19 protein-coding genes and 1 pseudogene are annotated in these 26,155 nt (G+C 47.2%); 3 read left to right on the plus strand and 17 right to left on the minus strand.

Annotated features, from left to right (window positions below; translation table 11 throughout):
- Window positions 1–107 precede the first annotated feature (107 nt).
- The 10 genes from katG to hcaE form a co-directional block, all read right to left on the minus strand.
- Window positions 108–2,297, minus strand: coding sequence for a catalase/peroxidase HPI (katG, locus tag AZH43_RS04100; RefSeq protein WP_067666863.1), 2,190 nt, complete (start codon window positions 2,295–2,297; stop codon window positions 108–110).
- 492 nt (window positions 2,298–2,789) lie between these two features.
- Window positions 2,790–3,845: an MBL fold metallo-hydrolase gene (locus AZH43_RS04105; protein ID WP_067666865.1), complete on the minus strand. Its 1,056-nt coding sequence runs from the start codon at window positions 3,843–3,845 to the stop codon at window positions 2,790–2,792.
- Between the two features lie 62 nt (window positions 3,846–3,907).
- Window positions 3,908–4,846 carry a cation diffusion facilitator family transporter gene (locus AZH43_RS04110; protein WP_067666867.1) on the minus strand — a complete coding sequence of 313 codons (939 nt, stop codon included), beginning with the start codon at window positions 4,844–4,846 and terminating at the stop codon, window positions 3,908–3,910.
- Window positions 4,847–5,182: 336 nt separating this feature from the next.
- Entirely contained in the window at window positions 5,183–6,097 is a 915-nt protein-coding gene (locus AZH43_RS04115; RefSeq protein WP_067666869.1) for a DMT family transporter, read from the minus strand.
- A 283-nt stretch (window positions 6,098–6,380) separates the two neighbouring features.
- On the minus strand, window positions 6,381–7,610 hold the full coding sequence (gene hcaD / locus AZH43_RS04120) for a 3-phenylpropionate/cinnamic acid dioxygenase ferredoxin--NAD(+) reductase subunit (RefSeq protein ID WP_067666871.1): 1,230 nt from the start codon (window positions 7,608–7,610) through the stop codon (window positions 6,381–6,383).
- Between the two features lie 18 nt (window positions 7,611–7,628).
- Entirely contained in the window at window positions 7,629–8,591 is a 963-nt protein-coding gene (locus AZH43_RS04125) for a 3-carboxyethylcatechol 2,3-dioxygenase (protein ID WP_067666873.1), read from the minus strand.
- A gap of 201 nt (window positions 8,592–8,792) precedes the next feature.
- On the minus strand, window positions 8,793–9,608 hold the full coding sequence (gene hcaB, locus AZH43_RS04130) for a 3-phenylpropionate-dihydrodiol/cinnamic acid-dihydrodiol dehydrogenase (RefSeq protein WP_067666875.1): 816 nt from the start codon (window positions 9,606–9,608) through the stop codon (window positions 8,793–8,795).
- 2 nt (window positions 9,609–9,610) lie between these two features.
- Complete coding sequence (gene hcaC / locus AZH43_RS04135) at window positions 9,611–9,937, minus strand: 3-phenylpropionate/cinnamic acid dioxygenase ferredoxin subunit (RefSeq protein ID WP_067666877.1); 327 nt, start codon at window positions 9,935–9,937, stop codon at window positions 9,611–9,613.
- Window positions 9,937–10,455, minus strand: a complete 519-nt coding sequence (gene hcaF, locus AZH43_RS04140; RefSeq protein WP_067666879.1) for a 3-phenylpropionate/cinnamic acid dioxygenase subunit beta — start codon at window positions 10,453–10,455, stop codon at window positions 9,937–9,939. Before hcaF ends, hcaC begins: the two co-directional genes overlap by 1 nt.
- The gene (hcaE, locus tag AZH43_RS04145) at window positions 10,452–11,819 is read right to left on the minus strand and encodes a 3-phenylpropionate/cinnamic acid dioxygenase subunit alpha (RefSeq protein WP_067666881.1); all 1,368 of its coding nucleotides are present in this window, start codon (window positions 11,817–11,819) and stop codon (window positions 10,452–10,454) included. The genes hcaF and hcaE overlap by 4 nt, the downstream gene beginning before the upstream one ends.
- Before the next feature lie 281 nt (window positions 11,820–12,100).
- On the opposite strand from hcaE, the pseudogene hcaR reads away from it, so the two are divergent.
- Window positions 12,101–13,005 (plus strand): annotated as a pseudogene (gene hcaR, locus AZH43_RS04150) (DNA-binding transcriptional regulator HcaR).
- 305 nt (window positions 13,006–13,310) lie between these two features.
- Window positions 13,311–13,988, plus strand: a complete 678-nt coding sequence (locus AZH43_RS04155) for a DUF1345 domain-containing protein (RefSeq protein WP_067666882.1) — start codon at window positions 13,311–13,313, stop codon at window positions 13,986–13,988.
- A 61-nt stretch (window positions 13,989–14,049) separates the two neighbouring features.
- Here AZH43_RS04155 and AZH43_RS04160 read toward each other — a convergent pair whose 3' ends face one another.
- From AZH43_RS04160 to AZH43_RS04190, 7 genes are all read right to left on the minus strand, one after another.
- Entirely contained in the window at window positions 14,050–14,907 is an 858-nt protein-coding gene (locus AZH43_RS04160) for an alpha/beta fold hydrolase (protein WP_067666884.1), read from the minus strand.
- A gap of 302 nt (window positions 14,908–15,209) precedes the next feature.
- Window positions 15,210–16,451, minus strand: a complete 1,242-nt coding sequence (locus AZH43_RS04165) for an OprD family outer membrane porin (protein WP_067666886.1) — start codon at window positions 16,449–16,451, stop codon at window positions 15,210–15,212.
- A 505-nt stretch (window positions 16,452–16,956) separates the two neighbouring features.
- Window positions 16,957–17,976, minus strand: coding sequence for a 4-hydroxy-2-oxovalerate aldolase (gene dmpG / locus AZH43_RS04170; RefSeq protein WP_067666888.1), 1,020 nt, complete (start codon window positions 17,974–17,976; stop codon window positions 16,957–16,959).
- Window positions 17,977–17,987: 11 nt separating this feature from the next.
- Window positions 17,988–18,890 (minus strand): acetaldehyde dehydrogenase (acetylating), encoded by a 903-nt coding sequence (locus AZH43_RS04175; RefSeq protein ID WP_067666890.1) that lies wholly within the window; start codon window positions 18,888–18,890, stop codon window positions 17,988–17,990.
- 38 nt (window positions 18,891–18,928) lie between these two features.
- The gene (locus tag AZH43_RS04180) at window positions 18,929–19,726 is read right to left on the minus strand and encodes a 2-keto-4-pentenoate hydratase (protein WP_067666892.1); all 798 of its coding nucleotides are present in this window, start codon (window positions 19,724–19,726) and stop codon (window positions 18,929–18,931) included.
- A 525-nt stretch (window positions 19,727–20,251) separates the two neighbouring features.
- Window positions 20,252–20,920 carry an HAD-IA family hydrolase gene (locus tag AZH43_RS04185; protein WP_067666894.1) on the minus strand — a complete coding sequence of 223 codons (669 nt, stop codon included), beginning with the start codon at window positions 20,918–20,920 and terminating at the stop codon, window positions 20,252–20,254.
- Window positions 20,921–21,043: 123 nt separating this feature from the next.
- Window positions 21,044–22,003, minus strand: coding sequence for an RluA family pseudouridine synthase (locus tag AZH43_RS04190; protein ID WP_067666896.1), 960 nt, complete (start codon window positions 22,001–22,003; stop codon window positions 21,044–21,046).
- Between the two features lie 761 nt (window positions 22,004–22,764).
- On the opposite strand from AZH43_RS04190, the gene AZH43_RS04195 reads away from it, so the two are divergent.
- Window positions 22,765–26,091, plus strand: a complete 3,327-nt coding sequence (locus AZH43_RS04195; RefSeq protein ID WP_067666898.1) for an Rne/Rng family ribonuclease — start codon at window positions 22,765–22,767, stop codon at window positions 26,089–26,091.
- Window positions 26,092–26,155: the final 64 nt, after the last annotated feature.

Consider the following 26,155-nt stretch of genomic DNA (forward strand, 5'->3'; position numbering starts at 1 on the left):
AATTTATCCATTGATAAACACCTAAGAAACAAACTCCACCTTTAATTAATCTCAATAAAAAAAACCGCCTCTCAAGGCGGTTTTTTCTAACCTAAATCAGTGATAGCTTACTTCACATCAAAACGGTCCGCATTCATCACTTTAGTCCAAGCGGCAACAAAGTCTTTCACAAATTTATCTTTGTTGTCATCTTGCGCATACACTTCTGCATACGAACGTAAAATTGAGTTCGAACCGAACACAAGATCAACACGTGTTGCTGTCCATTTTGGAGTGCCTGTGCTGCGCTCAACAATGTTGTATGAGTTTTTGCCTGTTGGCTTCCAGTTGTAGGCCATATCAGTCAAATTCACAAAGAAATCGTTGCTGAGTACGCCAACACGGTCAGTCAGAACACCATCCGTATTGCCAGCGTAATTCGCGCCAAGAACACGCAAACCGCCAACCAGCACCGTCATTTCAGGTGCAGTTAAACCAAGCAGTTGCGCACGGTCTAACAGCATTTCTTCTGGCTGTACAGCGTAATCCGCTTTCACATAGTTGCGGAAGCCGTCGGCTTTCGGTTCAAAATCTTCAAATGAGTAAGCATCTGTTTGCTCTTGCGTCGCATCGCCGCGGCCTGCAAGGAACGGAACATTCGCATCCACACCCGCTGCATGCGCAGCTTGCTCAACTGCAGCAGTACCGCCCAATACGATCAAGTCTGCAATGCTGACTTTCTTTGCAAAGCCAGCTTGAATTTCTGCAAGTTTTGCCAAAACTTTAGCTAAACGCGCAGGCTCATTGCCTTCCCAGGCTTTTTGCGGTGCAAGGCGGATACGTGCGCCATTGGCGCCGCCGCGGTAATCAGACCCGCGGAAAGTACGCGCGCTGTCCCAGGCAGTGGCAATCAATTCAGCTGAGCTTAAGCCGCTGTTTAACAGTTTTGATTTCAGATCCGCCACTTCAGCATCAGACAGAGTGTAATCTGCAGCTGGAATCGGGTCTTGCCAGATTAAATCTTCAGCAGGCACATCCGCACCTAAGTAGCGTGATTTAGGCCCCATGTCACGGTGCGTCAATTTAAACCAGCCGCGGGCAAACGCATCATTTAATTGCTCAGGGTTATGGTAGAAACGCTCTGCAATTTTGCGGTATTCCGGGTCGAACTTCAGCGCCATATCAGCATCAGTCATCATCGGGTTACGGCGTACATTCGGGTTGTGCGCATCAACAGGCTTGTCTTCTTCTTTGATGTTCACCGGTTCCCATTGCTTCGCGCCAGCAGGGCTTAACGTTTTTTCCCACTCATAAGTGAACAGCAGGTATAGAAACTCATTGTCCCACTTGGTTGGATGGGTAGTCCATGCACCTTCCAAACCGCTGACCATGGTATTGCCGGCATTGCCTGTGCCTTCAGAGTTGTGCCAGCCTAAGCCTTGGAATTCAACATCTGCGCCTTCAACATCTGCGCCTAAGTTTTCAGCTTTACCGTTACCGTGCGCTTTACCGACGGTATGGCCGCCAATTGTTAATGCTACAGTTTCTTCGTCATCCATACCCATGCGGTCAAAAGTCACCCGCATATCCTGCGCAGTACGCAGCGGATCTTGAACGCCGTCTACCCCTTCTGGGTTCACATAGATCAAGCCCATTTGCACAGCCGCTAATGGGTTTTCTAGAGATGAACGGTCTTCGTCACTAGCATAGCGCTCTTTAGTCGGCGCCAGCCACTGGCGCTCTTCACCCCAGTAAATATCTTTTTCAGGCGCCCAGATATCTGTACGCCCGCCGCCGAAACCAAAAGTTTTCAAGCCAGCCACATCATAAGCGACTGTGCCGGCCAAAACGATTAAATCGCCCCAAGAAATTTTGTTGCCGTATTTACGCTTAATAGGCCAAAGCAAACGGCGGCCTTTGTCTGTATTGACGTTATCTGGCCAGCTGTTCAGCGGCGCAAAGCGCTGGTTGCCTGTGTTGGCGCCGCCGCGGCCGTCCTGCTTACGGTATGAGCCGGCTAAATGCCATGCTGTACGCACGAACATGCCGATATAGCTGCCATAATCAGATGGCCACCAGTCTTGACTGCTGTTGATGAGTTCACGGAGGTCTGCTTTTACCGCTTCCAGATCCAATGATTTGAATGCTTCAGCATAATCAAAATCAGGATCCATCGGGTTAACTTTTTTATCGTGCTGAGAAAGGATGTCTAAATTGAGGGCATTTGGCCACCAAGAAGCGTTATTGGTGCTGGCTAAACTGGTCTGTCCACCGGCTTGATGAAATGGGCAGCCTGATGCTTGCGAATTCTGTGTCATTTTATGGCTCCAAGATAATTATGAAGTGAATAGCTGAACCGTATAAATATTTTTACTTCATCGTTAAGTTAGCTGGTTTTAATGACAATATGAAGCGACTTTTACGAATGAACACAATCGGTTATCCCTATATAATTATTTAATAATGAATACTTTATTTTAATGCTTATATTCTGATTCAAAATACGCGCCGGCTATTCATTTATCAGCCATCCATTTCATCAAAAAAGATGTGAAAGCCGAATTCAGCTCGGCATATTCTGCGGCACGGGCTGACTGTTTCACCCGATAAATAATGAATATGAATGCATAAGAAGCAAACCGCGTCATGGCTTCGGCTTCCGGCTTTATCAGCGGCCATCAAATCTTTAATTGGCTCATGCCGCAATAAATCCGCTGGATTGCCTCAAGCATCCAATCATCTGGCCGGCATTCTGAGCCAGCCTGATTTTTAATTGCAGCAATAGAGCAATTCAAACCGATACCGCATCATTAAACAGTCAGGCGCTTGCCTTCACGTATGCAGATGAATGGGCTCATCAATTTTGATGATTTGCTCCGCGCTTTCTGCAAATCCTCTTCCGGCTGTTCACGGCTTTCATCCGTCAATTGGAAGGTGCGGTAATGGATGGCCAGCGAACATTTGGCATGCAGATCTTTATGCGCCTGAAACGCTTCATCCGGATTCATGTGCAGATAACGCATCAGCAAGCGCGGCTCATAAGCGCCAATCGGCAGCAAGGCGATGCGCGGCGCGCCGAATTTTGCATAAATTTCTTTAAAATGGGGAGAATAACCCGTGTCTCCGGCAAAGAAGCAATGATCTGTACCATTCAAGACTGAAAAACCACCCCAGAGCGCGCGGTTCTGATCGCGCAGGCCGCGGCCTGAGCCATGCTGCGCAGGCGTATAAATCAGTTTCAAATCGCCCAGAAGCGCAGACTGCCACCAGTCCAGCTCATAAACCTGAAACTGATCCGGCAGGTAGTAACTGTTGCCCAGCCCGGTATAAATAGGCATAGCGAACCGCTCATGCAGCCAATTCAGGGTGTTTAAGTCCATATGGTCATAATGGTTATGACTCAGCAATACTGCGTGAATATCTGGCAGCTCTTCCAAGGCGATGCCGGCTGGGCAGGCGCGGCGCGGCCCCCGGCCTTGGCTCGGTCCAGCATATTCTGCCCAGACAGGATCTGTCAGCAGATTATAGGGGCCAATCTGAATCAGCACAGTCGCATGCCCGACAAACCACACTTGCCAATCATCCAATTTGGCATTTGGCCGGTTTTGCGGCAACGAGCGTGAAGCATGCGCAAACTGCTGATATTCCTGCTTGCGGTCGACATGCCATGTCGATGAACGCCGTTTCAGCATCCATTTGATAAAGTTAGAACGTTTATGGCTTTCAGGCGGACGCAGCGCATTAAAAAAATGTTCGCCATTAAAATGTTCTGAGGCAAGAAAATCAAACACAGGCTGGCGCCACGTATGTGACCAGCATGCCTCTGCTGGCAATTGAAAATGCTTTTGTTCCGACTCGTGCTTCATGGACATTCAAAATTCTTCAAAAATTTTTAGCAAAACAATATCAGCTGAATATGCAGCTGAAATTAATCCAAACGGCCTTTCATCCGTTCCATCCAAACCTGCTGGGATTGCGGTTTGACAAAGAGTGCCACAATTTCAGGATGAATCTGTTTAATTTGTGATTCAATTCGATTCACACAGGACTCAATTTCATCCGAGCTCAGGTGATCTTTAAATTCCAAGCTTAATGATGCGATAACCTGATGCGCCCCGATCTGCTCTGTCAGCACGCCATTGGCAAACAGCACAGCAGGATCTTTCTGCGCAATCTTCAGCACATTGTGCCGAAGCAGCGGATCGGCGGTTTCTCCCATCAGCAGACCTTTGGTTTCACGCGCCAAAAGAAATGCCGAAACAGCCAAAACTGCACCAATCATTACAGATGCTACACCATCCAGCACAGGCATATTCAATGCATGCGCCAAATAAATCCCAATTAAGGCGATAAATAGACCAATCAATGCCGCGGTATCTTCAAATAATACCGTAAACGTCGTGGGGTCTTTGCTGCGCCGGAAGGCTTGAAAATACCCCTGCTTGCCTTTTACTTTTTTAAACGCCTTTAAAGCCACCAGCCAGGATGCGCCTTCACAGACAATGGCAAAACCCAGTACGGCATAATTCACCATCGGGTTCTGCATCTCTTCCGGATGGCGGATATGCTGCACACCTTGATAGACAGATACTATTGCACCTAAGGCGAATACCAGCAAAGAAACAATGAAGGCCCAAAAATACAGTTCACGGCCATAGCCAAAGGGATGTCTGGCATTGGCTGGCTGCTGGGATTTTTTCATGCCGTACAGCAGCAATATTTCATTCAAGGTGTCCACGACCGAATGCACCGCCTCACTCAGCATGGCCGAACTGTTGGTCACATACGCTGCCGCAAACTTCACCAAGGCAATGGCGAGATTGCCCAGCAATGCTGCATACACCACGGCCTTATTTGCACTAGACATTGCATACGGTCCTAAAGGCTGCTTTGAATGATTATCATCGGCAGAACATTTGCTGTTCAGCCGCTTATATCTAGCATCTTAACGAATGCCTTGGGTGAAATAGGTGTATTTTTTGTTGTATTTCAATCTCTTTTTATATATCCGCAGCACCCGGAAAGGCCTTCATTTTATGTCCCTGACGGCTGAAGCGTTCCATGTGGAACATAAATTATTATTTCATAAATATATGCTGCCGCACACGGCGTCACTGAAAATCAAACAAACAGCGTCACTTAAACCAAGACGCATGCAACAGGCAGAAAAAAGAGAAGCGATGCTTCTCTTTACCTTGAAATGCTATTTTCTGGCTTTAGCAAAATACTGTTGCCGCCACTCTTTCCAAAAGTACATCACAATCCCCAGCATCACCACCACAATGCCTAAAAATGCATTAGGACTGATATGTTCATGATTTAAAGTTGCACCTAACACCAGTGCAATCAGCGGCGTCATCACATTGCTCAATGAAACCGTTGAGGCCGCCAAACGCTTGATGAGCCAAAAGTAACAGAGCATCGCCACAATTGATGACAAAATCATGGTAAATACAAACCCGATGATTGCCTGCTGGCTCGGTATTTGCGCAGGGAAATACTGCCAGATGAACGGAATCAGCAAGAGCGAGCCCAAGGCAGAAATCATCAGGGAACCTGTGGCCTGCGACATGGGTTTTAACGGCGCATCAATCTGCTTCACCCAAAAAATAGAGCTGATATACGACACCATGCTGATCAGCATCAGCACAATGCCAATCGGGTTAATTTTACTGTCCGCCGAATCGGTAAAAACAAAACTTAGGCCCGCCACGGCAATGCCCATTCCCAGCCATTGCAACCCGATTAATTTATGCGTTTTTAAAACCACATGGCCAATAAGACCAGCAATGAGCGGTGAAAAGCCAAAAATCAGCGCCATCAGCCCCGAAGTCAAATAGTTGGCCGCCAGATAAATAAACAGCTGTGCGCCAATCAGATTCAAACTGCCCGCCAGATAGCTTTTCATTGAAACCGCATCCAGCGGCAACGGAGCCCGCATGAATTTCAGCAGACACAGCGCAATCAGCGAGGCGCCAAAATAACGGATGATCAGCACCCACATCGGGTGCACTTCCGCCACACTCCAGACAATCGCCAGCGGTGTTGCGGCCCAAATCAGAACCAGCAAAGCATAAATACTTGCCGTGACCATCATGGAAGATGAATTTGAGTTCATAAACTGCTCAATAAAAATGTATTAGAAAGAATCGAACCAAATTTATGTTCAAACCCGCAATCAACAATACTGATGGCGGCATGGATGCCGCCCGATCGTTTGGGTATAAAAACCTACCCTCAAACGATCAAAAGATTTTTGTTGCTTTTAATCTTTTAAAAGTAACAACTGCCTGCACGAAAACTTTCTAAATCTTCGGGTAAAATGTGGTCATTACAATAAACCATACGCATAAAAAAGCAGACCCACGTTACCATAGGTCTGCCCTTCTTAGAATTTCAGCTTACTTTACAAGTTTACGTAAATCTTGGCTTAAGTCTAAATATTTGTCTGCTTCAAAAGCAGACTGTTTACTGATCAGTTTTTTCAAATGACGCATTTCTTTGGCTGCATTTACAGTGATGCCGCCAACAATCACACCATCCGTCACACCAAACAGCACAAAAGACGATTCTGCACCCAACTCAGGATTGATCTCACCGCGGGCAATCCACTCAGCCGCGGCCATATCGCCGACAAACTGGTAGTTGATATTTAATTGGTCCGTCCAGAACCACGCTGGATTTGGCGTTGGGTGTTCTGCCCCCATGACATGGCGGGCAAAAATGCCTGCTTGCAGATTGGCATTTTCCCATGTTTCCACGCGGCGGTGATTGCCGCAGTCACGCAGCTGAGTTGCAACGTCGCCCGCAGCATAGATGTCTGGATGAGACGTTTGGCAATCTTCATTCACAAGAATGGCAATATTCACATCTAAACCAGCATCTGCGGCCAGCTGCGCATTCGGCACAATACCAATCCCGTAAACCACTGCATCTGCACGAAGCTCTTCACCGCCGTCCAGTGTAATAACAACTTCTTCGCCATCAAGCTTGCAGTCTGCAATTGCAGTTGAAAGACGCACGTCTACACCGGCTAAACGCTGCTGCGCCAGCAAAAATTCGCTTAACACGCGCGGAGAAGAACGCCCCATCACCATAGGGCCCATTTCAATCACCGTAACGATACAGTCTTTAAAACGCGCAGATGAAGCCAGCTCTAAGCCGATCACACCGCCGCCAATTAAGACAATACGCTTGCCAGCCTGCAATACAGGAACAAGCGCTTGTGAGTCTTCAAGGTTGCGCAGTGTGTAAACATGTTTGCCCAAAGCATCGAAGTTTGGCAAACGGCGCGCTGCGCCGCCTGTTGCCAGCAATAATTTGTCATAAGCAACGACATCGCCATTTTGAAGTTCAACGTTTTTTGCGTCGGCATGGATTTTTACCACACCATTGCCGCGAATCGTTTCCACCCCAAGTTCTGCCAGTTTCTGTTCTGACAGAATTTCGATTTTGGTATCGGAAGGCTTCAAAATCACATCTTTAGACAACGGCGGACGTTCATACGGAAGATGCGTTTCATCACCGATTAAGATGATTTTACCTGCGTATTTATTGCCGCGAAGCTCTAAAATTGCACTGGCGCCTGCTTGACCTGCACCTACAATGACGATGGTTTCGATGTTGCTCATGTGCTTAAACCCTTACAATTATTTCAATTCAGCAGAAACGATGCCGAAGCCCGCAATCCACTCACTAATATCTTCATAGCAGTGAGTTGTCATTTCATACTCACCGATTTCATGCAATGCAGCAAAGGCCGCCATCCAAGAACGCACTTCCTGACCGCCGCGGCCGCCATCACGGCGGATTTCCGCTTCCGTCATCGCCTCAATCGCGGCAAAGTCCGCTTTGGCAAATGTCGCTAACAGCGCGCGATCCCAATCCGGGCTAAGCGGCACAGCAACAGATGTATCGCCTGCCGCCAGTTTTTGGCCGACAGCAATAATCTTAGACTGGCGGTTATTGCGCGACTCTTCACTTGGGTTGCGGCCGCAGATCAGGAATTCTTCCACTTCCGGCGGTACAGCGCCCATTTGCGGTGTCGGAGGATCATGCGAAAGGCCGCCTGTACCCAAAATCAGAACGCGTTCATTTTCCAGATTCAATGATTTGATGAACTGCCCCACTGCACGGCCTAAAGCGACAGTACGCTTGGTGGTCGGCATGGGCGCCGCTGCGCCATTGATGAAAATTGGAATCGTTGGATAGCGGTCCAGCTTGCCATTGCATAGAAAATGCAGCGGCTGAGTTACGCCATGGTCGGCCTGCATACGGTATGAATACGCAACGTCCACACCTTCATCCAATACGCGGCGAACAAGGTTCACTGCGGTTTCTTCAGGCACATCAATTTTGTTATTGTCTTTGCCGTAGTCCCAATCGCCTGCAGCGGTTGCGCGGATGCCCACGCAAAAGCTTGGCATCAGGTCATAAAAGAAGCCATTAAAATGGTCTGGGCCAAAAGTGATGATTAAAGTCGGATCGTAAGCAGCGACTTCCGCCGCAAGCTGAGCAAAAGTCGCGCGGACTTTATCCTCTTTATACTTCTCTTGCGGAGAAGCGAATTCCATGAGCGGGCTATGCGATGCACAAATAAGTTTAACGGCCATGAGAGACTCCAGAACGGAAGTTCGATCCTTGAAAAGGTCATTCATCTAAATTCCCTTATCCTCCTGACTCAGCAGAAAGCAGCCTTTCGAAGCTTTGCAGGATTCTATAAAGGCCATTCCCCTCATTGCTAGAGGGGTTAGGGGAACTGATATAACATACAGTTATTTAATGACAAGCAAGCAATCTTTAGAAAGCGGATTTTATTCGTCAAAGAAACCTGCACGCGGCTGACGTAAACCGCGAATGCCTAGACCGCATTCAGCATTAATTAAAACACCGGTCAAAGGACGGTTATTTTGACGAGAAGCCAAGAGCACGTATGAACCAGTCATATCTTCCGGCTCAGGCAGGAAGTTCAGCGGCATGCCGCGTGCAATTTTCTCAGGGTCGCGTGCATCCAGTAAGCCAAGGTTTTCCTGACCTAAAGACGCAGCGCCTTTGATGTTCACATTCATACCTGACGGCGCAACTGCATTCACTCGTACTTTAGGCGCAAGCTCATAGGCCAATTCTTTCATCACCCCTACACCGGCATGCTTAGATGCAGTATATACAGGGCCTCCGCCAGCTGAGTACAGCGCGGAATTAGACAAAGTAAATATGATAGAACCTTCAGAAGCTATCAATGCATTCAGCGCAGCTTTCGCGCCGAGGATGAGCGATTTGGTATTAATGCCCATAATCTCATCAAAGGCTTTTTCCAGCTGTTCGCCTGAAGTATTGACGATATCTGCATAGTGATCCCAGATACCGGCATTACCCACGAAACAGTCCAGCTTGCCGAAGCGCTCAACTGTCGCGTTTACAGCGCGGACGTTGTCTTCATAGCTGGCCACATCTCCGGCAATTGCTAAAACCCGATCACCGAAGTGCTCTTTCAGCGCATCAACTTTTGCTTGTGAACGCTGAAGCACCGCAACTTGCGCGCCCTCTTCTAAAAAGCGTTCAACCAATGCCCAGCCTAAACCTGAACCGCCACCCGTAATAAGTGCAACTTCGCCTTGCAGCCAACCCATGATTACTCTCCTGCCATCTCTACATATAAGGCGCCATCTTCAAGCACGACCGGGAAAGTCTTGATTGGATCTGTTGCAGGCAAGCAAAGCGCTTCACCTGTTTTTAAACAGAAACGTGCCGAATGAAGCGGGCATTCCACAGTACCGTCGTCTTCAAGATAACCTTCAGACATTGACGCGTTGCCATGCGAACAGCGGTCATTCATGGCAAAGAACTCACCGCCATTGTTGAATACGGCAAGCGCTTCAATACCGTTCACGCCGCAGTCCACTTTCAATGCTTCGCCTTCATCCAAGTCATCAACTTGGCAAACAAAAATCTTATTCATTAGAAGAACACGCTCAGGTTATGTGAATTATAAGTCACTTGATCAAGAGTGATCTTACGGTTGAAGATCTGGAAGCCTTGATCAGAGTCGACTTTACGGATTTTGTCGTGACGCTTACCGCAGTAGATGGTGACATCTTTTTCTTTCTGGGTGCGGTACAGCAAATACGTGACATAAACGTCGTATTCGCCTTCAACCTCAGTTGTTTCAACAATCACATTGGAAACCATGTGTGTTGTACGTGAAGGAGGTTCTTCCGCCCAAGCCATGCCAGTCTCTAAACGGGCTACACGGCGTTCCAGCAAATCTTTGGTATCGTTGAATACCCACGTGGTCGGCGGCTCAACTGAGCGGCGGCGGTCACGGGTTTGCGCATTGGGTGTTGTACGCAGCGTATAAGAAATATCTTCTGCCAGCACGCTTAGCCAATCGCGGAATTTCCAGTCGTCCAGCATTTTTGCTTCGCGATAAAGGAACTGACTGATTTGATGCTGAAGTTCTAAACTGATCTGACTCATTTCATCAGCTCCTTCTCATATTCGTCAGCGGCTTTTTCCACATCTTCCCATTTCTCATGGATCAGCAAATCTGCCCAGCGGCGGTATAGGCCGCGCGCTGCAGTTTCAGAGAAGATATAGTTGGTAATGCCTGGAATACCATCTTCGCGCTGTTTTTCATTGCCTAAACCCATTTCCATAATGAGTTTGTTGTTGCGCGCTTTATAGCCGCGCAATACTTTTTGAATCTCAATCCAGTTTTCAGAGTCATCTTGCTCCAAGAAACCAGCTGGACCGAAAGCGCGGGTTGCAGAACGCTCAAATGCCTCTTTCACTTCTTGCGATGCTTCAGCGTCCGCAATGCAGAATGCCCACACTTCCGTTTTGTTCGGACCGCGAGGGTGCCATACGCGAAGTGTAGCCGTACCGTTCAGCCAAGACATGGTCGGGAACATATTGTTATGGCCGGCAAGGCGTAAAGCCCGCGTTTCGCCCAAACGCTCTTTCACTTCTTCGTATGTTTCACGGAAGTAATTAGCAACTTCACCGTCTACCCAAACGTTTGCATCCGGTTTTTCGGTAAAGAAGAAACCTGAACCATGACCGCGTGAACCGTACTGGATTGCATCTTTGGCAGTTTCCCAGACTGGACGCGCTGTTTGCGCTGCGCCGAGTTTCTTAGATGATTCATCATCCGGTTTTGCACCCAATACCTGAATTGCAGATGCATGAGAGAACAGCGCATGGTATTGGTCAGATGCAAACTGTTCCGCTGCAAATTTCCAGTTGCACTCGATTTCCCATTTATGCACGCCGCCAATGATTTCAGTACCGCCCGGACGGCGGTCGACAACACCGTCTAAATACCAAGCGATGTCGCCCATGTATTCGATTAAATCTGGCGTGGTTTCATCCCAGCAGCCGAAGATTAAGCCTTTGTAAGACTCAACACGGTTCACTTCCACCAGACCCCACTGCTCTTTGCATGCGCCATGCGGGAAAGCGCGCTCTTCAAGCGGGATATCTTTTAAAGAACCGTCAATGCCGTAAGACCAGCCATGGTATGGGCAAGTAAATGCACGGGTATTGCCGCAGTCTGCAAAACTTACACGCATAGAACGGTGACGGCATTGATTTAAGAATCCTTTGATTGAGCCGTCTTTTTGACGCGCCACGATAATCGGATCTTCACCCATATAGGTGTTGAAAAAATCACCCGCCTTAGGGATTTGGCTTTCATGGCAAAGGAACAGCCAAGTGCGGCCAAATACACGTTCCAGTTCTAACTCGTATAAATCCGGGTCTGTATAAATAGACGGCGAGATACGGCCATTCTGTGCATCGACTAAAGCGTCGATTTCGCGCACATCAATTTTTCCACTCATGAAAGCTCTCCTGCGACAACCGTGGGGTCACAAACAAATAGACTCAACTTTTCATCGATAATGGATATTTAGGCGATTTTGGTGAAATATTTTTTTTGTTTCAATTAATAGGTTTAAGCGCTTATTAAAATAGTTATTAGTTATATTAAAACCGCCATGAAAGCGCTAAGACCATTTATTTTCTAAATATCAAAATCATCTTCACGGCATAGTTGTTTATAGATTATACTGGCCCGACTTCATAGTAAGACATTTTTTGGATTACTCACTAGGCTGATTATATGGAATTACGACACCTACGCTACTTTATTACGGTTGCTGAAGAACTCAATTTCAGTAAGGCTGCGCTGAAGCTTTTTACCGCTCAGCCGTCTCTCAGCCAGCAAATTAAAGACTTGGAAGAAGATGTCGGTGTCAAACTGCTGCATCGCACAAAACGCAAAGTGGAACTCACTGAAGAAGGCGCTGTATTCCTTGAGCAAGCGCGTTTGACCCTAGCGCAAGCCGATAAGGCGATTGCTATGGCGCGTCAGGTTTCACAAGCCAAACAGCAGATGCTGCGCATTGGTTTTGTGCCTGTAGCCGAGATGAAAATCTTCCCTTATGTGCTGCCGAATCTGCGGGTTCAGAATCCGGATCTGAAAATTGAACTGCTGAGCCTGAACAACGTTGAACAGATGAAGCTGCTGAAAAAAGGTGAATTGGATGTCACCTTTCCCGCCATAACTTTCACAACGAAGAAATTGAAAGCCAGTTTGTGCTGCGCGAGCCGCTGATCTTTATTTTACCCAAGGACCACCCGCTGGCGAAATACGAACGGATTCCAGTTAAAGCATTGAATGGTATTGATTTTATCATTCCTGCCGCTGAACAGTCCTTAACCCTGCATACTGCAATTTTAGACTTTGCCAAAGCCAACAATATTGAGTTCAATATTGTGCAAAAAGCGGACAATATCCTGTTCAACATCAACTCGATTGGCATGGGTTTAGGCTGCACGATTCTGCCCGGCTATATTGCGCCGCTGACCATGAGCAATACCGTCATCCGCCCGCTGGATATTGAACTGCCATATTTGGACCTGTATGTCAGCTACCGCAAAAACAGCTCATCCACTGCAATTCAAAAATTCATTGAACTGCTGACCAAAGTATTTTATTTAAATATCGCCCGCGATCAGCAGTAAATTTTTCACTGCTGCATAAAAATAAATGTGCGCCATTATTTATTTTGAAAATAATGGCGCTTTTTTTCGGTTAATTTTGGCTTTTTTTTCGGCATACCCGACTTAAGTCTTACACTTTTTATCAATCAGATCCGCATGATTAATGGGAAATAACTTATAAATTTTAGTTTATGAATTCATAAATTATTTAAAGTATTCTGCAAATTACAACTTAAGTCTAATAAGATTCGGCTATTCAGAATAAAATATTCCTATTCTTTAGTAAAAATATTATCTTCTTTATAAACAGCAACAAAGGAACTTTGATGAGGATTCAGCCGTTTTCCAGCATTAAAGCAGGCATGCAATACCGCCCATATTTCTTTGTTTCTTTTCTGATGACCCTGCTGCTGTACAGCGCGCTGCAGTTTTTCACTGCATGGGCATGGTCAACCTGCTTGCTCATCAGCTGGAATTTAGCCGTTTCCGCTTACCTCATTTTTACCATGACGCGCCTTTGGCATACAGACCACAGCCGTATTTTACAGCGCGCGCAGCAGCAGGATGCCAGCAAATGGCTAATTCTGGTGCTGGTATTCTTAACCTTGGTGATGTGCTTTATTGCCATTGTCGTTGAAGTCAACCATATGCCGCCAGACTCTGCCATCCGCCTTGCCCATTTAGCGCTGTCCGTGATTACCATTCTCTGCGCATGGCTGTTTATGCATACCGTTTTCGCCCTTCATTATGCTCATGACTTTTATTTGGCGCTAGCGGAGTCGCAAGACGGCGGACTGGAATTTCCAAAAACACCGCTGCCGGCTTATCCCGATTTTCTTTATTTCAGCTATGTGATCGGCACCTCAGCCCAAACAGCAGATGTCGCCATCACATCCCGCCCCATGCGGGTTTTAAATATGCTGCACATCTTATTGGCTTATGCCTTTAACACCACAATTCTTGCAGTATGCATTAATGTGGCGGCTGGATTTATTCAGCCTTAAAAAAACAAAAAGGATGGCAAAACGCCATCCTTTTTTAATTCATTTCAGCTCTTAAAAACGATTAAACGCCGCGGGCAGTTAGATAGTTTTTAATCACGGTATTGAATTCTTCAGATTTTTCAACTTGAGACCAGTGGCCGCATTGGCTGAAAATGTGCGCATCCGCATGCGGAACCACATTCAGGATATCCCAAGAACGTGAAACAGGAATCACCACATCCTGTACACCATGAATCAGCAATACTGGCACCGTAATGTCTTTCATTTTGTCAAAATCAAGCGGGAATTCAAAACGGTCACGGTCACGTGCGCCAACCACATCCATCAGACGGTTAGAAGCATAGTCATTGGCTGCAGAAGCAAAACGCACTTTAACCAGCTCATCTGTGATCAGGTCTTTATTCACGACAAACATAGACAGCGTTTTTTTAATGCCTTCTTCTGTCAATACTGGATTTGCGTGGGCTTTCAGCGCAGCAGTCTGTTTCGCGCCGCCGGTTCCCATAGACACGATACCCAATACGCGCTCTGGATAGTCCAGGGCCAATTGGAATGCCAGCCAGCCGCCCAATGAGTTGCCGACTAACCAAGTTTTCTCAATACCCAAAGCATCTAAAGTACGGATTGCGTGATCGACCCATGCACGGATGCCGTAAGCTGTGCCCGGCGCCACAACAGTTTGGCCGTAGCCAATGGTATCAATCGCGATACAGCGCGCCTGCTCGCCGATTTGCGGCAAGTTCAGCCACCAGTTTGCCGCTGCAGATACGCCAGTACCTGAACCATGCAAAAACAGGATTGGTGTTCCTTCGCCAATTTCGTGATAGTGAGTTAACTCACCTTCAGCTGTTTCAACCCATTTATCTTCTAAACCGAAGAATGAATCCGTTGTGTAGTCTGGGATTTGAACTGTGCTCATACATACTCCTCGTACCGCGTAAGCGCCTGCGTTGCCATCTTCTGCAGATTTAAACGCCAAGTGGATTAAAGTTTTAGACTTTTCTACAGCTTTATATTAACCGCTCTGCCGCCGCCAACTGATACAAATTTACGATCATATACAACAATTTAGATATTATTTAAAGCTTTGTTTTTATTATGTTTAATATTTCAGGTTTCCTTATTTTCCTTCGGGTATTTCTTCTTTAAATACAGCAGGCATAAAAAGAGCGGCATTTTCAGCCGCTCTCCTTCAACGCTATTGGATTCAGAAACAGCAAATTAGAACTTATAGGTATAAGTTGTAGCTACGCGGTACTCTTTAAGATCGGATTTCCAGTCAAAATCGGCATCAATATACATGGCTTGAAAACCTAAGCCCTTCAGTTTGCCTTCCGGAACAGTGTAATTCACAATCAAATTCAACTCATCCGACTTTTGGTCGGTTTTGCCAGCCACTTTTGCATCAGCGCCAGTGAAATAAACCGCAGTGGCATTTAAGCCTTTTGCACCTAATTCAGAGAAGTCATAGCCATAGGTGAAGCCCCATGATTTTTCATCTGGATTGGTAAATGTTGCAACACCCCAGTTCACTAAATACGGCTGCGGCACCCAGCCGCCCAATGTTGGAAATGCATTATCGCCAAACATTTGCTGGTAGCCCAAACCTACCGTATGCGCGCCGTAATTCACTTTGGCGCCAATAGATAAAGCTTGATTATCAATATCACCGTACAGCTTATCGCCAGACTCAGAGTTGTCAAAATAACGGATATGGCTGTCTAATTTGGCTTTTTCACCCAGCTTAGTTCTGTAGTTTGCGCCGACATAATGCTGCTGATAAATGTCTTTTACATCTGCATACCAGTAGCTGCCGCCAATTTCAGGCGTAAATTGATGGTCAATCCCCGCAATATACATGCCATCCGCTTTTGCGCCATTATCATAAGCAGGCGGTGCAAATTTTGTCAGATCACGGAATTGATTGTCATAACGGTTGTTGATGCCGTCAATGTAGGCCAAAGTCAATTTAGTATCTTTGATGTCTTTAGATTCCAGCCAAGCGCCGCTGTACGTCGTCAGCAATTGACGTGAAGGATCAAAGACCAGCACTGGAGATACAGGCAAAAGCTCGCCCACTTTCAATTCAGTTTGCGACACTTTGGCTTTTAATGTTGCGCCCACTTTGCCAAAGTTATCTTTCGACTCATTGCCGTCATGCGGCAGCACCCAGTCTGGATTTTTGTCTCGCCCATTCAATTTAAAGGCATGCTGCACCAAAAGGTCAGCGCCCACTTGAATGCCGCCGCCAATATCGGCATAGCCGGACTTGACGTCCAAAGTCACCCCTTGTGACCAAGAACCCCAGTTATTTTGAGGCGCATCAGCATATTGACGGTCTAAATAAAAATTTTTAAATTTTAACTGCACTTGGCTATCGTCAATAAAATCTGCATGTGATGCAGTTGTCCCTAACGTTGCTGTCGCAGCAAAAATTGCTATCCATAAATTTTGACGACGCATGGCTGAATTCCTAATGATCAGATTAAGCTATGGCCTTATCATGCGGAACAATGCACTGTAAAAAAATCCGACTACAGTATTAAGAATTGAGGCAGCAGCCTGCCTCTTCTACCTCTAAAACGGATTCAGCTGTTTTTCTTTAGATATTTAAGCAATAACTGTTTTTAAATCCGCCTACCAAACACTCGAACTAACCCTATGTTTTAATACATTTAAATTTATATTTTTTTATTTTTTCCAATTACAGCCCGCCTATTAATTGCTTTTAAGTTTAATGCATTATTTTTAGTGAGAGGCATCCTTATTTCGGTTATAGCATTTAACGATCAAACCATATATTTAATGTATCATTATCAACAATATATATTTCAACATCCATCTTCAGAGCCTTTTGGGGCAGAGTCAAAATTGCCATAACATGCGTTGCCCGCCTATAGCCTGCCTGATGAACCCGCATGCAAAAAAAAGCGCCCTTTCGGACGCTTTTAAACTTCTGCTTAAAAGATTAAGCTGAAAGTTCTTTGGCTTTAGACATGGTCAATGCCAAGTCTTCAATCATGTCTTCCTGACCGCCAACTGTACCGCGGCGGCCTAACTCCATCAAAATATCACGCGCAGACACGCCATATTTCGCTTCAGCGCGTTTTGCAAACAACAGGAATGACGAGTAAACACCCGCATAGCCTAAAGTCGCTGCATCACGGTCTGCACGGATTGGATTGTGCATCATTGGCACCACTAGATCTTCAGCGATGTCCTGCACTTTAAACAAGTCCACGCCAGTTTCCATGTGCATGCGGTTTGCAACAGCAACAAACAATTCAAGCGGTGTATTGCCTGCGCCTGCGCCAAGGCCAGCCGATGCCAAGTCAATACGCACTGCGCCGGCATTGACAGCAGCCACCGAGTTCGCCACACCCATGCCCAAGTTATGGTGGCCATGGAAACCGATTTCGATGTTTGAGTCTAAGCTTTGACGCAATGCATCCACACGGTCTGTTACGTCATTCGGCAGCATATAGCCGGCAGAATCCGTCACATAAATACAGTTCGCACCGTAAGACACCATCTTTTTCGCTTCTTCTAAAAGACGTTCAGGCGATGCCATATGTGCCATCATCAAGAAGCCGACAGTGTCCATTCCCAGTTTGCGGGCAGCCGTAATATGCTGCTCTGAACAGTCTGCTTCTGTTGAATGCGTTGCCACACGAATGGTCGACACGCCAATTTCATGCGCCATGTGCAAATGATCAACCGTACCGATCCCAGGAAGCAGCAAGGCAGTCACTTTGGCGTTTTTCATCAAAGGCACAACTGCAGACAAATATTCTTCGTCCGTTGCCGCCGCAAAACCGTAGTTTACTGAGTTGCCGCCAAGGCCGTCACCATGCGTCACTTCAATCAACGGCACGCCTGCATCATCAAGCGCTGTTGAAATCGCAATCATTTGCTCAACAGAAGTTTGATGGCGCTGCGGATGCATACCGTCACGCAGCGTCATATCATTAATAATAATCTTAGACATGGTATAGATCCTTAAGCTTCAGCAGTTTGATTAGCGATTAGGCGTTCAGCAAACATTTCTGCAGTGCGCGCAGCCGCTGCAGTCATAATGTCGAGGTTGCCCGCATATTTAGGCAAGTAATCACCCAAGCCTTCAACTTCCATGAACATAGAAACACGGTTGCCGTCAAATACAGGGCCGTTAACCAGCTTGTAACCCGGAACGTATTTCTGAACTTCTTTAATCATGGCATGCACTGATTCAGTGATCGCGGCCTGATCCGGCTCGCCTTCAACCAAGCAATGCACTGTGTCACGCATCATCAGCGGCGGCTCAGCAGGGTTAATGATAATAATCGCCTTGCCTGCTTTCGCGCCGCCGACTTTCTCAATGGCGCCTGCAGTGGTACGGGTAAATTCATCAATGTTTTTACGCGTGCCCGGGCCAACAGATTTTGTCGATACCGTTGCAATGATTTCGCCATAGTTCACAGGCTGAACACGTGATACCGCGGCAACCATCGGAATTGTTGCCTGACCGCCGCAAGTCACCATGTTTACGTTTGGCAATTCGCCTTGTTCAAGCAACGCTTCAAGGTTCACCGGCGGCACGCAGAATGGCCCGACCGCTGCAGGCGTCAAGTCAATCATCTGCACGCCAAGCTCATTCAGCTTGCGGCTGTTTTCTGCATGCACATACGCAGAAGTTGCATCAAAAGCAATTTTAATATCATCCGCCAATACGTGCGGAAGCAATCCATCCACGCCGTCGCTGGTGGTTTTGATGCCCATTTTAGCCGCGCGTGCAAGTCCTTCAGACGTTGGATCAATACCCACCATCCATACTGGCTCCAGCCATTCGCTGCGCTGTAATTTGTAAAGCAAGTCTGTACCGATGTTACCCGGCCCGATCAATGCACATTTAATCTTTTTCATGAACAGTATCTCTTCAAAATGCGTTATAGAATTCAGGCTTATTCAGCAGCGAATGCTGCAGTCACCGAACCGAAACCTTCAATTTCCACAACAAATTCGTCACCGGCATTGGCCACCACCATTGGGCCTAGCGCGCCAGTTAAAACAATGTCGCCTGCCAGCAGCGGGCGGCCGCGGCGCACCATTTCATCTGCCAGCCAAACAGCGGCATTCAGCGGATTTGCAAGGCAAGCCTTACCCACGCCTTGAGAAACCACTTCACCGCCTCGGGTCATGGTCATTTTGCAATTGACCAAGTCAAGGTTTTCAAGTTTCACCGGACGTGAACCCAAAACATAGGCAGCGGAAGAGGCATTATCGGCAACGGTATCAATCAGGCTGATTTTCCAGTTTTCGATACGGCTGTCGACAACCTCTACCGCAGGCAGCGCATATTCAGTTGCACTGATAATGTCGGCATACGTGTGTTTTTCTTGAGTTAAATCTTTATTAATGATGAGCGCAATTTCTGCTTCAACTTTTGGCTGAATCAATAGGCCTGCAGGAATTGCTTCTCCATCGCCATACGCCATGTCAGCGAACAGCATGCCGAAGTCAGGCTGATCTACGCCCAGCTGCGCTTGCACAACTTTAGAGGTCAAACCGATTTTACGGCCTGTTAAGCGGCGGCCTTCAGCCTCTGCACGTTTGGTATTTACTTCCTGAACGGCATAAGCGATATCCACATCAGCCTGTTCACCGCCCAATTCCGGACGAATTGGCGCAACCGCTTTTTTAGATAACTCCGCCTTACGTAAAGCCTGCGCAACTGATTCAACAACAGCAGAATTCGACATCAATGTTTCCTTAAACTGCAAAAATTGGACATATCGCATCCGTGTGCCTGCTAAAAAAACCAGTCAAAACCGCTGATATTTTTTGAGCCATTCATGCTGAATCGGCCCGCATTACAAGCAAATGCATATATGTATAAACTGATTTAGAATCGGGATTTTAAGAAATGAATGCCAATACTTATTTTATTTAGGGCAATAGCTAAATCCTATAAATTCACTCAGATTTATTTTATAAAAACAGGCCTCTAGAATAATTTCCTTAGAAAAGGATGAATTACCCGATTGCGCTGAAATCGCAATATCCACGATAAAACCGCTGACATACGACTAAAAGATTAGATCAGTTGATTATTTAATGCGCGCCATTTAAATCAAATAAAACGGCTCAACGCTCTGTTATTCAATTATTTTTAAGCGTTATTTTTTTGAGTTTTGCGCTATTTACGCAATATTTTATTTTGCCAACCAAATTCAGCAGCAGAAACTATGCAGAACAGCAATCCGCTGTTCTGGCATTAATTTGACTCATACCGCCTGACGCAAGCCTGCCTGCTGCAGTAGAAACTGGTGCAAGGCCGTGACACTGTCCGCAATATGCAAAGGCTGATAATGGCTGAGTGTTTCAATGCTGTGCACCCCATAGCTTACCCCAACCCGAGGCATAGCAATGTTCTGCGCCATTTCCAGATCATAAGACGTATCGCCCACCATCATGGCCTGCTCAGCCCGGATTCCGGTTTCTGCTAAAATTTCCTGCAGCATTAACGGATGCGGTTTAGAGCGTGTTTCACTGGCTGCGCGCGTGCTGATAAATAAATTCTGACTTTCCGTCTGCTTTAAAACCCGATCCAGCCCTTTGCGGCTTTTTCCCGTGGCAACTGCCAGTTTTAAGCCAGCCTCACTCAGGGCCAAAAGCATCTCCGCCACGCCATCAAACCAAATATCACCTTTCGAATGAGCAACATAATGGTCTGCATAGCACTGTAAAATGTCTGCATGCAGTTCAGGCACACGCGGAAACAGGCGCTGCGCCACTTCCGGCAGGCCCAAGCCGATAATGCTTTTGGCATCCGCAGCTGTCAGCGGCTGTTCAAACTGCTGCGCTGCGAACTGCAGGCTAGCCACAATTTGTCCAACGGAATCAAATAAAGTGCCATCCCAATCAAAAATGATCAGTTCTACAGGTTTGTTCATATTTGGGTTCCAATATGTGATTCAGTTCAAGGCCACTTAAAAAGCATGACTTAATACCTCTCCCTCTCCCTCTCACTCTTAAAAGGAGAGGTAGAGAGAGGATTCAATTCAAGAATTTAACTGTTAAAACTCAGGCGGCGGTGTCGGCTTATCCGCTTTCTGCGCTCTCAATTGCGCGACTAAGCTTTGCATGTCTTCCGGCAATGGCGCCTCAATCACAGGATAGCCGGGAATTTCCAAACGCATTGCATGCAGGCATAAACGGCGCGGTTTTGGCCCTTTATATTCAGTTTCATGGCCATATTTATCATCGCCGACTAAAGGATGGCCGATGCTTAAACCGTGCACACGAATCTGATGCGTACGGCCAGACAGCGGCTGCGCATACACCAACGTGGCATGCATAAAGCGTTCCTGCACATTCCACTGGGTTTTTGACTCTTTGCCGTCTTTTGTGACGCGCACCCGGCGCTCGCCATTTGGCAATTCATAGCGCAGCAATGGCTGATCGATCAGCTGCTTATCTAAGCTGACTTGCCCTTTAACCACCGCGGCATACGTTTTTTGAATCTTATGTTCACGCAGCATATCCTGCAGGCTTTTCAGCACGCTGCGCTTTTTAGAAATCATCACTAAACCAGAAGTATCGCGGTCAATACGGTGAATCAGTTCTAAATATTTTTTGCCGCTGGCCGCGCGCAGGCCTTCAATCAGGCCATACGCCACACCGCTGCCGCCGTGAACGGCAATGCCTGAAGGCTTGTTCACCACCATCAGCCCTTCATCTTCATAGACAACGCGGCTAAGCAGGCTTTGAGCCACTTTGTCGGATACAGGTGCCGCTTCCTCTTTTTGTTCATAGCGGATGGGCGCAACACGGACTTGGTCGCCAATATTCAGTTTCGTTTCCGCTTTAACCCGCTTTTTATTTACGCGCACTTGGCTTTCACGGATTAAGCGGTAAATGCGGCTTTTAGGCACACCTTTTAAACGGCTAAACAGAAAATTATCAATACGCTGACCGGCTTGATGCTCATCAACTTCAAACCAAGTGACGCTTTGCCATTGCTGTGTAGAATTCATACAGTTACTGTGACCTAAAAAAATATCGAAATTGATTAAAAACTGATCATTTAGGCTATGCTTTACACAAGAAACATAAGCTTAGCCCATAGGCAGATGATCCAAGGTTTGATATAGTCAGCGCACGGAAACCATCGTAAGTGAGTAAAAGTTGGTTCATTTCAGGTTTTGCCTGAAGATAATCCCCAATACTGAACTCACATCAAAACGGGAAGGTCCCCAAAGAATTATGCCAACGCCGAAGGCTTATTATATCGGCAAAACTGCAAGCTGTTGCGTTTAATTGCATCTTAAGATGTAAAAGCAGCTTGCCCCAAAAAAATATGCTGCCAACTTTGTTGGTTTTTAAACGTAAACTGATACACATCAGATTAGTCGCACCCTGATATCGCATTCAGGCTACAGCGCTTGATGCATTGGATCTGCACAATTTGTAAAGATACGACGATAATTCCGTATCAAGACAGCCCTTCAAATATAAAGGGATGATCTTCGAGCAATGTGACAGTGAAAGTTACTCACATCCAATGCACCGCTCGTCCGCCAGTGAGTCGAACAGGTGACTTTAATCGTTTAAAGATTGAAGCCGTATTGCCATCATCAATACGTGAATCATAAACCGAAGCCCACCAAAAAAGGCCGGTAGAAAAAGCTCAGAACGCAATGTGTTCTTTGAAGACTGAGTAATTGATCCGTGATGTGTGATGTTCGCTGCGTGTATAGCGATGTTTTGCTGTGTATCACTACTAGGTGTTACACCCATGAAACGTATGTTGATTAATGCAACACATGCCGAAGAAATTCGCGTTGCACTCGTCACTGGTCAGCGTCTTTACGATTTCGACTTAGAGAATCGTACCCGTGAGCAAAAAAAATCCAATATCTATAAAGGTCACGTGACTCGCGTAGAACCTTCATTAGAAGCTGTCTTTGTAGAATATGGCGCAGGCCGCCAAGGCTTCCTGTCTATGCGGGAAATTGCCAATTCTTATTACAAAGCAGACCCTCGCCAAACTTCAAATATCCGTGAACTGATCACTGAAGGCACTGAGCTTTTGGTTCAGGTGGAAAAAGAAGAACGCGGCAATAAAGGCGCGGCGCTTTCTACATTTATTTCCCTTGCCGGCCGTTATTTGGTACTGATGCCAAACAATCCGAAAGGCGGCGGCATCAGCCGTCAAATTTCTGGCTCAGTGCGTGATGAATTAAAAGAAATGCTGGCCTCTTTAAGCGTGCCGCGCGGCATGAGCGTCATTGTCCGCACAGCAGGCATCGGCCGCTCTCAAGAAGAACTGCAGCTCGATCTTCAGCACTTGCTGGACCTTTGGGCACAAATCCAAAGCACTTCAAGCTCTGGCCCATCGCCAATGCTTGTACATCAAGAAGCTGGTGTGGTTACCCGCGCTATCCGCGATTACTTGCGTGACGATGTTGCTGAAATTTTAATTGACTCAGAGCAAGCCTATAACGAAGCATATAACTTCGTAAAAGCAGTGATGCCTCGTCAGTTAGATAAGCTAAAAACCTATACATTAAATGAGCCTCTGTTCGCTCATTTTGGTATTGAAAGCCAAATTCAAACTGCTTACGAACGTGAAGTAAAACTTCCTTCTGGCGGTTCGATTGTCATTGACCAGACTGAAGCTTTGGTGTCTATCGATATTAACTCGGCTAAGTCTACCCGCGGTCATGACGTTGAAGAAACAGCGCTCAACACCAACTTAGAAGCAGCTGAAGAAATTGCGCGCCAATTGCGTTTACGCGACATCGGCGGTTTGGTTGTCATCGATTTTATCGACATGACCAAAGACCGCAACCAGCGCATGGTAGAAGCAAAACTTCGCGAAGCGACACAAAGCGACCGTGCGCGCATTCAATTCGGCCAACTGTCTCGCTTTGGCCTAATGGAAATGAGCCGTCAGCGCTTACGCCCGTCTTTAGAAGAAGCGACTGGCTATGTTTGCCCGCGCTGCCACGGTACCGGCATGGTGCGTGACTTACGCTCACTTTCACTTTCAATCATGCGTAAAGTGGAAGAAATCGCGCTGCGTGAACGCCATGGTGAAGTTCAAGTTCAAGTGCCTGTAGAAATTGCAGCCTTTTTGTTGAATGAAAAGCGCCACAGCCTTGTTTACTTAGAGCAAACTTCCGGTGTGCGTGTCACTGTGCTTCCTCACCCGCACTTAGAAACACCGCATTACGAAATTTCGTATAACCCTGAAGGTTTTGCGCCAACCAGCTACGAACGTACTGAAGCCACTCGTTCAAGCGAAAAAGAGCTGGGCTACGAAGCGGCGGAATGGCATTTAGAAGGCGAACAGCCTGTCCATGCTCCTGCGTTTTCGCAAGACAAAGGCCAGAAAAAGCACAATGAAGCTGCTCCACAGCAGCAGCCGGCAGTTCAAGCGGCGCCTGTGCAAGCATCTGCAAGCCCATGCGCATGGCTGGAAAATCTGTTTGTTCAGAAACAAGCGTCTACTATTGATCAATCACGCACAGCAAACAATGCTGCCGCGGCTATTGAACAGATGGTCAATACTGGCGCAGTCAGCCGCGGCCAGCTAGGTCAGGTTTCATCTGCGCCAGCGCCATCTGCTGCTGTATCGGCTAATGCTGTATCTGCAAATAATGCGTATCTGACGCCATCAACGGTTGCGCTGAAAGCAGACAGCCGTGATGCAGATAAGCATCCAGCAGACAGAGAAGACAAGCCGCAGCGCAGCAATACTGGCAATAACAGTAAAAAACCGCGCAATAAGCACAAAGAGCCGCGTGAACAAGCGCCTCAAGAAAATACTGTGCATGAGGAAATTGTTCAAGTTTCGCGTCAGGAACAGCGTCAGGAAGCGCGTGAAAACAAACGCAATTCCCGCCGTCCGCACAGCAATGAACAGCAGCAGGAAGTTCAAAACAACGAACAGCCGCAGCAGCAAAACAATGTTCCTCGCCGTGACCGCAACAGCCAGCGTCCAAACCGCCCAAATCGCCCACGCGATCAAAGCGTATTGAACGAACAGGCAGCTGCTCCGCAGGATGCTGCAGTTGAAAATGCTGCGCCTTCACGCCAGCTGAAAGTTGACACTGTAGATGCGCCGCGTCAAGACATCATGCCAACCGCAATGATTGTCAATCTTGATCAAGCGCAAAGCGAAATTGTTGCCCTTGCGCCAGAAGCGAAACCTACTGCAGCCAAAGCAGAGAAACCTGCCCGCGCAGCAGCACCTGCCGCAGCGCAAGAAAAAGCTCCTGCTGAAACTGCGCCGGCAAAACAGCAAGAGAAGCACGCAGAGCACAAGCCTCGCCAGGAGCAAGTGAAACGCGCCAGCAATGACCCGCGTCAACGCCGCCGCCAGCAGCGCGGAGCGCAAGCTCACACAGCGCCTGCGCCAAAAATTGCGCCTTCTCAAGTACCGACGTTAGGTCAATACACAGTAAGCAGCCTCATCAGCCATGTTTACGGTGAAGACTATTCTGTACTGATTGAGCAATTCGGCTTAATTCCGACATTCAACCGTGCTTTGCAAAAATTCACGGACGAGTACGCAGCAACCCTCAAAGCACCTGCAGCTGCACCTGCTGAGAAAAAGCCTGTGACCCGTGATGTTGAAATTTCAAAAGCGGCGCCAGAAGCAGAACCTGCTGCAGTGTTAGACTTAACACCGCCTCAGCCGGCATCTGAAAACCGTGTTGCCAACGATCCGCGCGAACGCCGCCGCTTAGCCAAGCAAGCGCTGGAACAGGCAAAACAAGCGCATGCTGAAGAACCTGCAAAAACTGAAACAGCCGCTGAAGCTGCTGTCGAAGCAATTGCAGAGCCGGTTGTTCCTGCTCCAGTAAATAAACCTGCAGCTCAAGCAGACGCGGCCCCTGAACCGGTTCAAGCAGAACTTCCTGTTGAAGCCGAACAGCCTGAAGCGCCTGCAGCAGCAGAACCGGCTCAAGCAGCTACAGAACCTCAAAAGGCTGATAGCGCAGAGAATTCTGAAACTGAAGCGGATGAACAAGCCAAAGCAGACAGCGATAAGCCAGTCCGCCCACGCCGTCCTCGCGGCCGTCCGCCGAAAAAAGCAAACACCCCTGCTGAGTAAGCATTTGCTCAATCGCAGGTGAATAAAAAAATCCAGTCATTTCGGTGACTGGATTTTTTTTGCT

It is taken from the genome of Acinetobacter pragensis (assembly GCF_001605895.1).
GTDB lineage: Bacteria > Pseudomonadota > Gammaproteobacteria > Pseudomonadales > Moraxellaceae > Acinetobacter > Acinetobacter pragensis.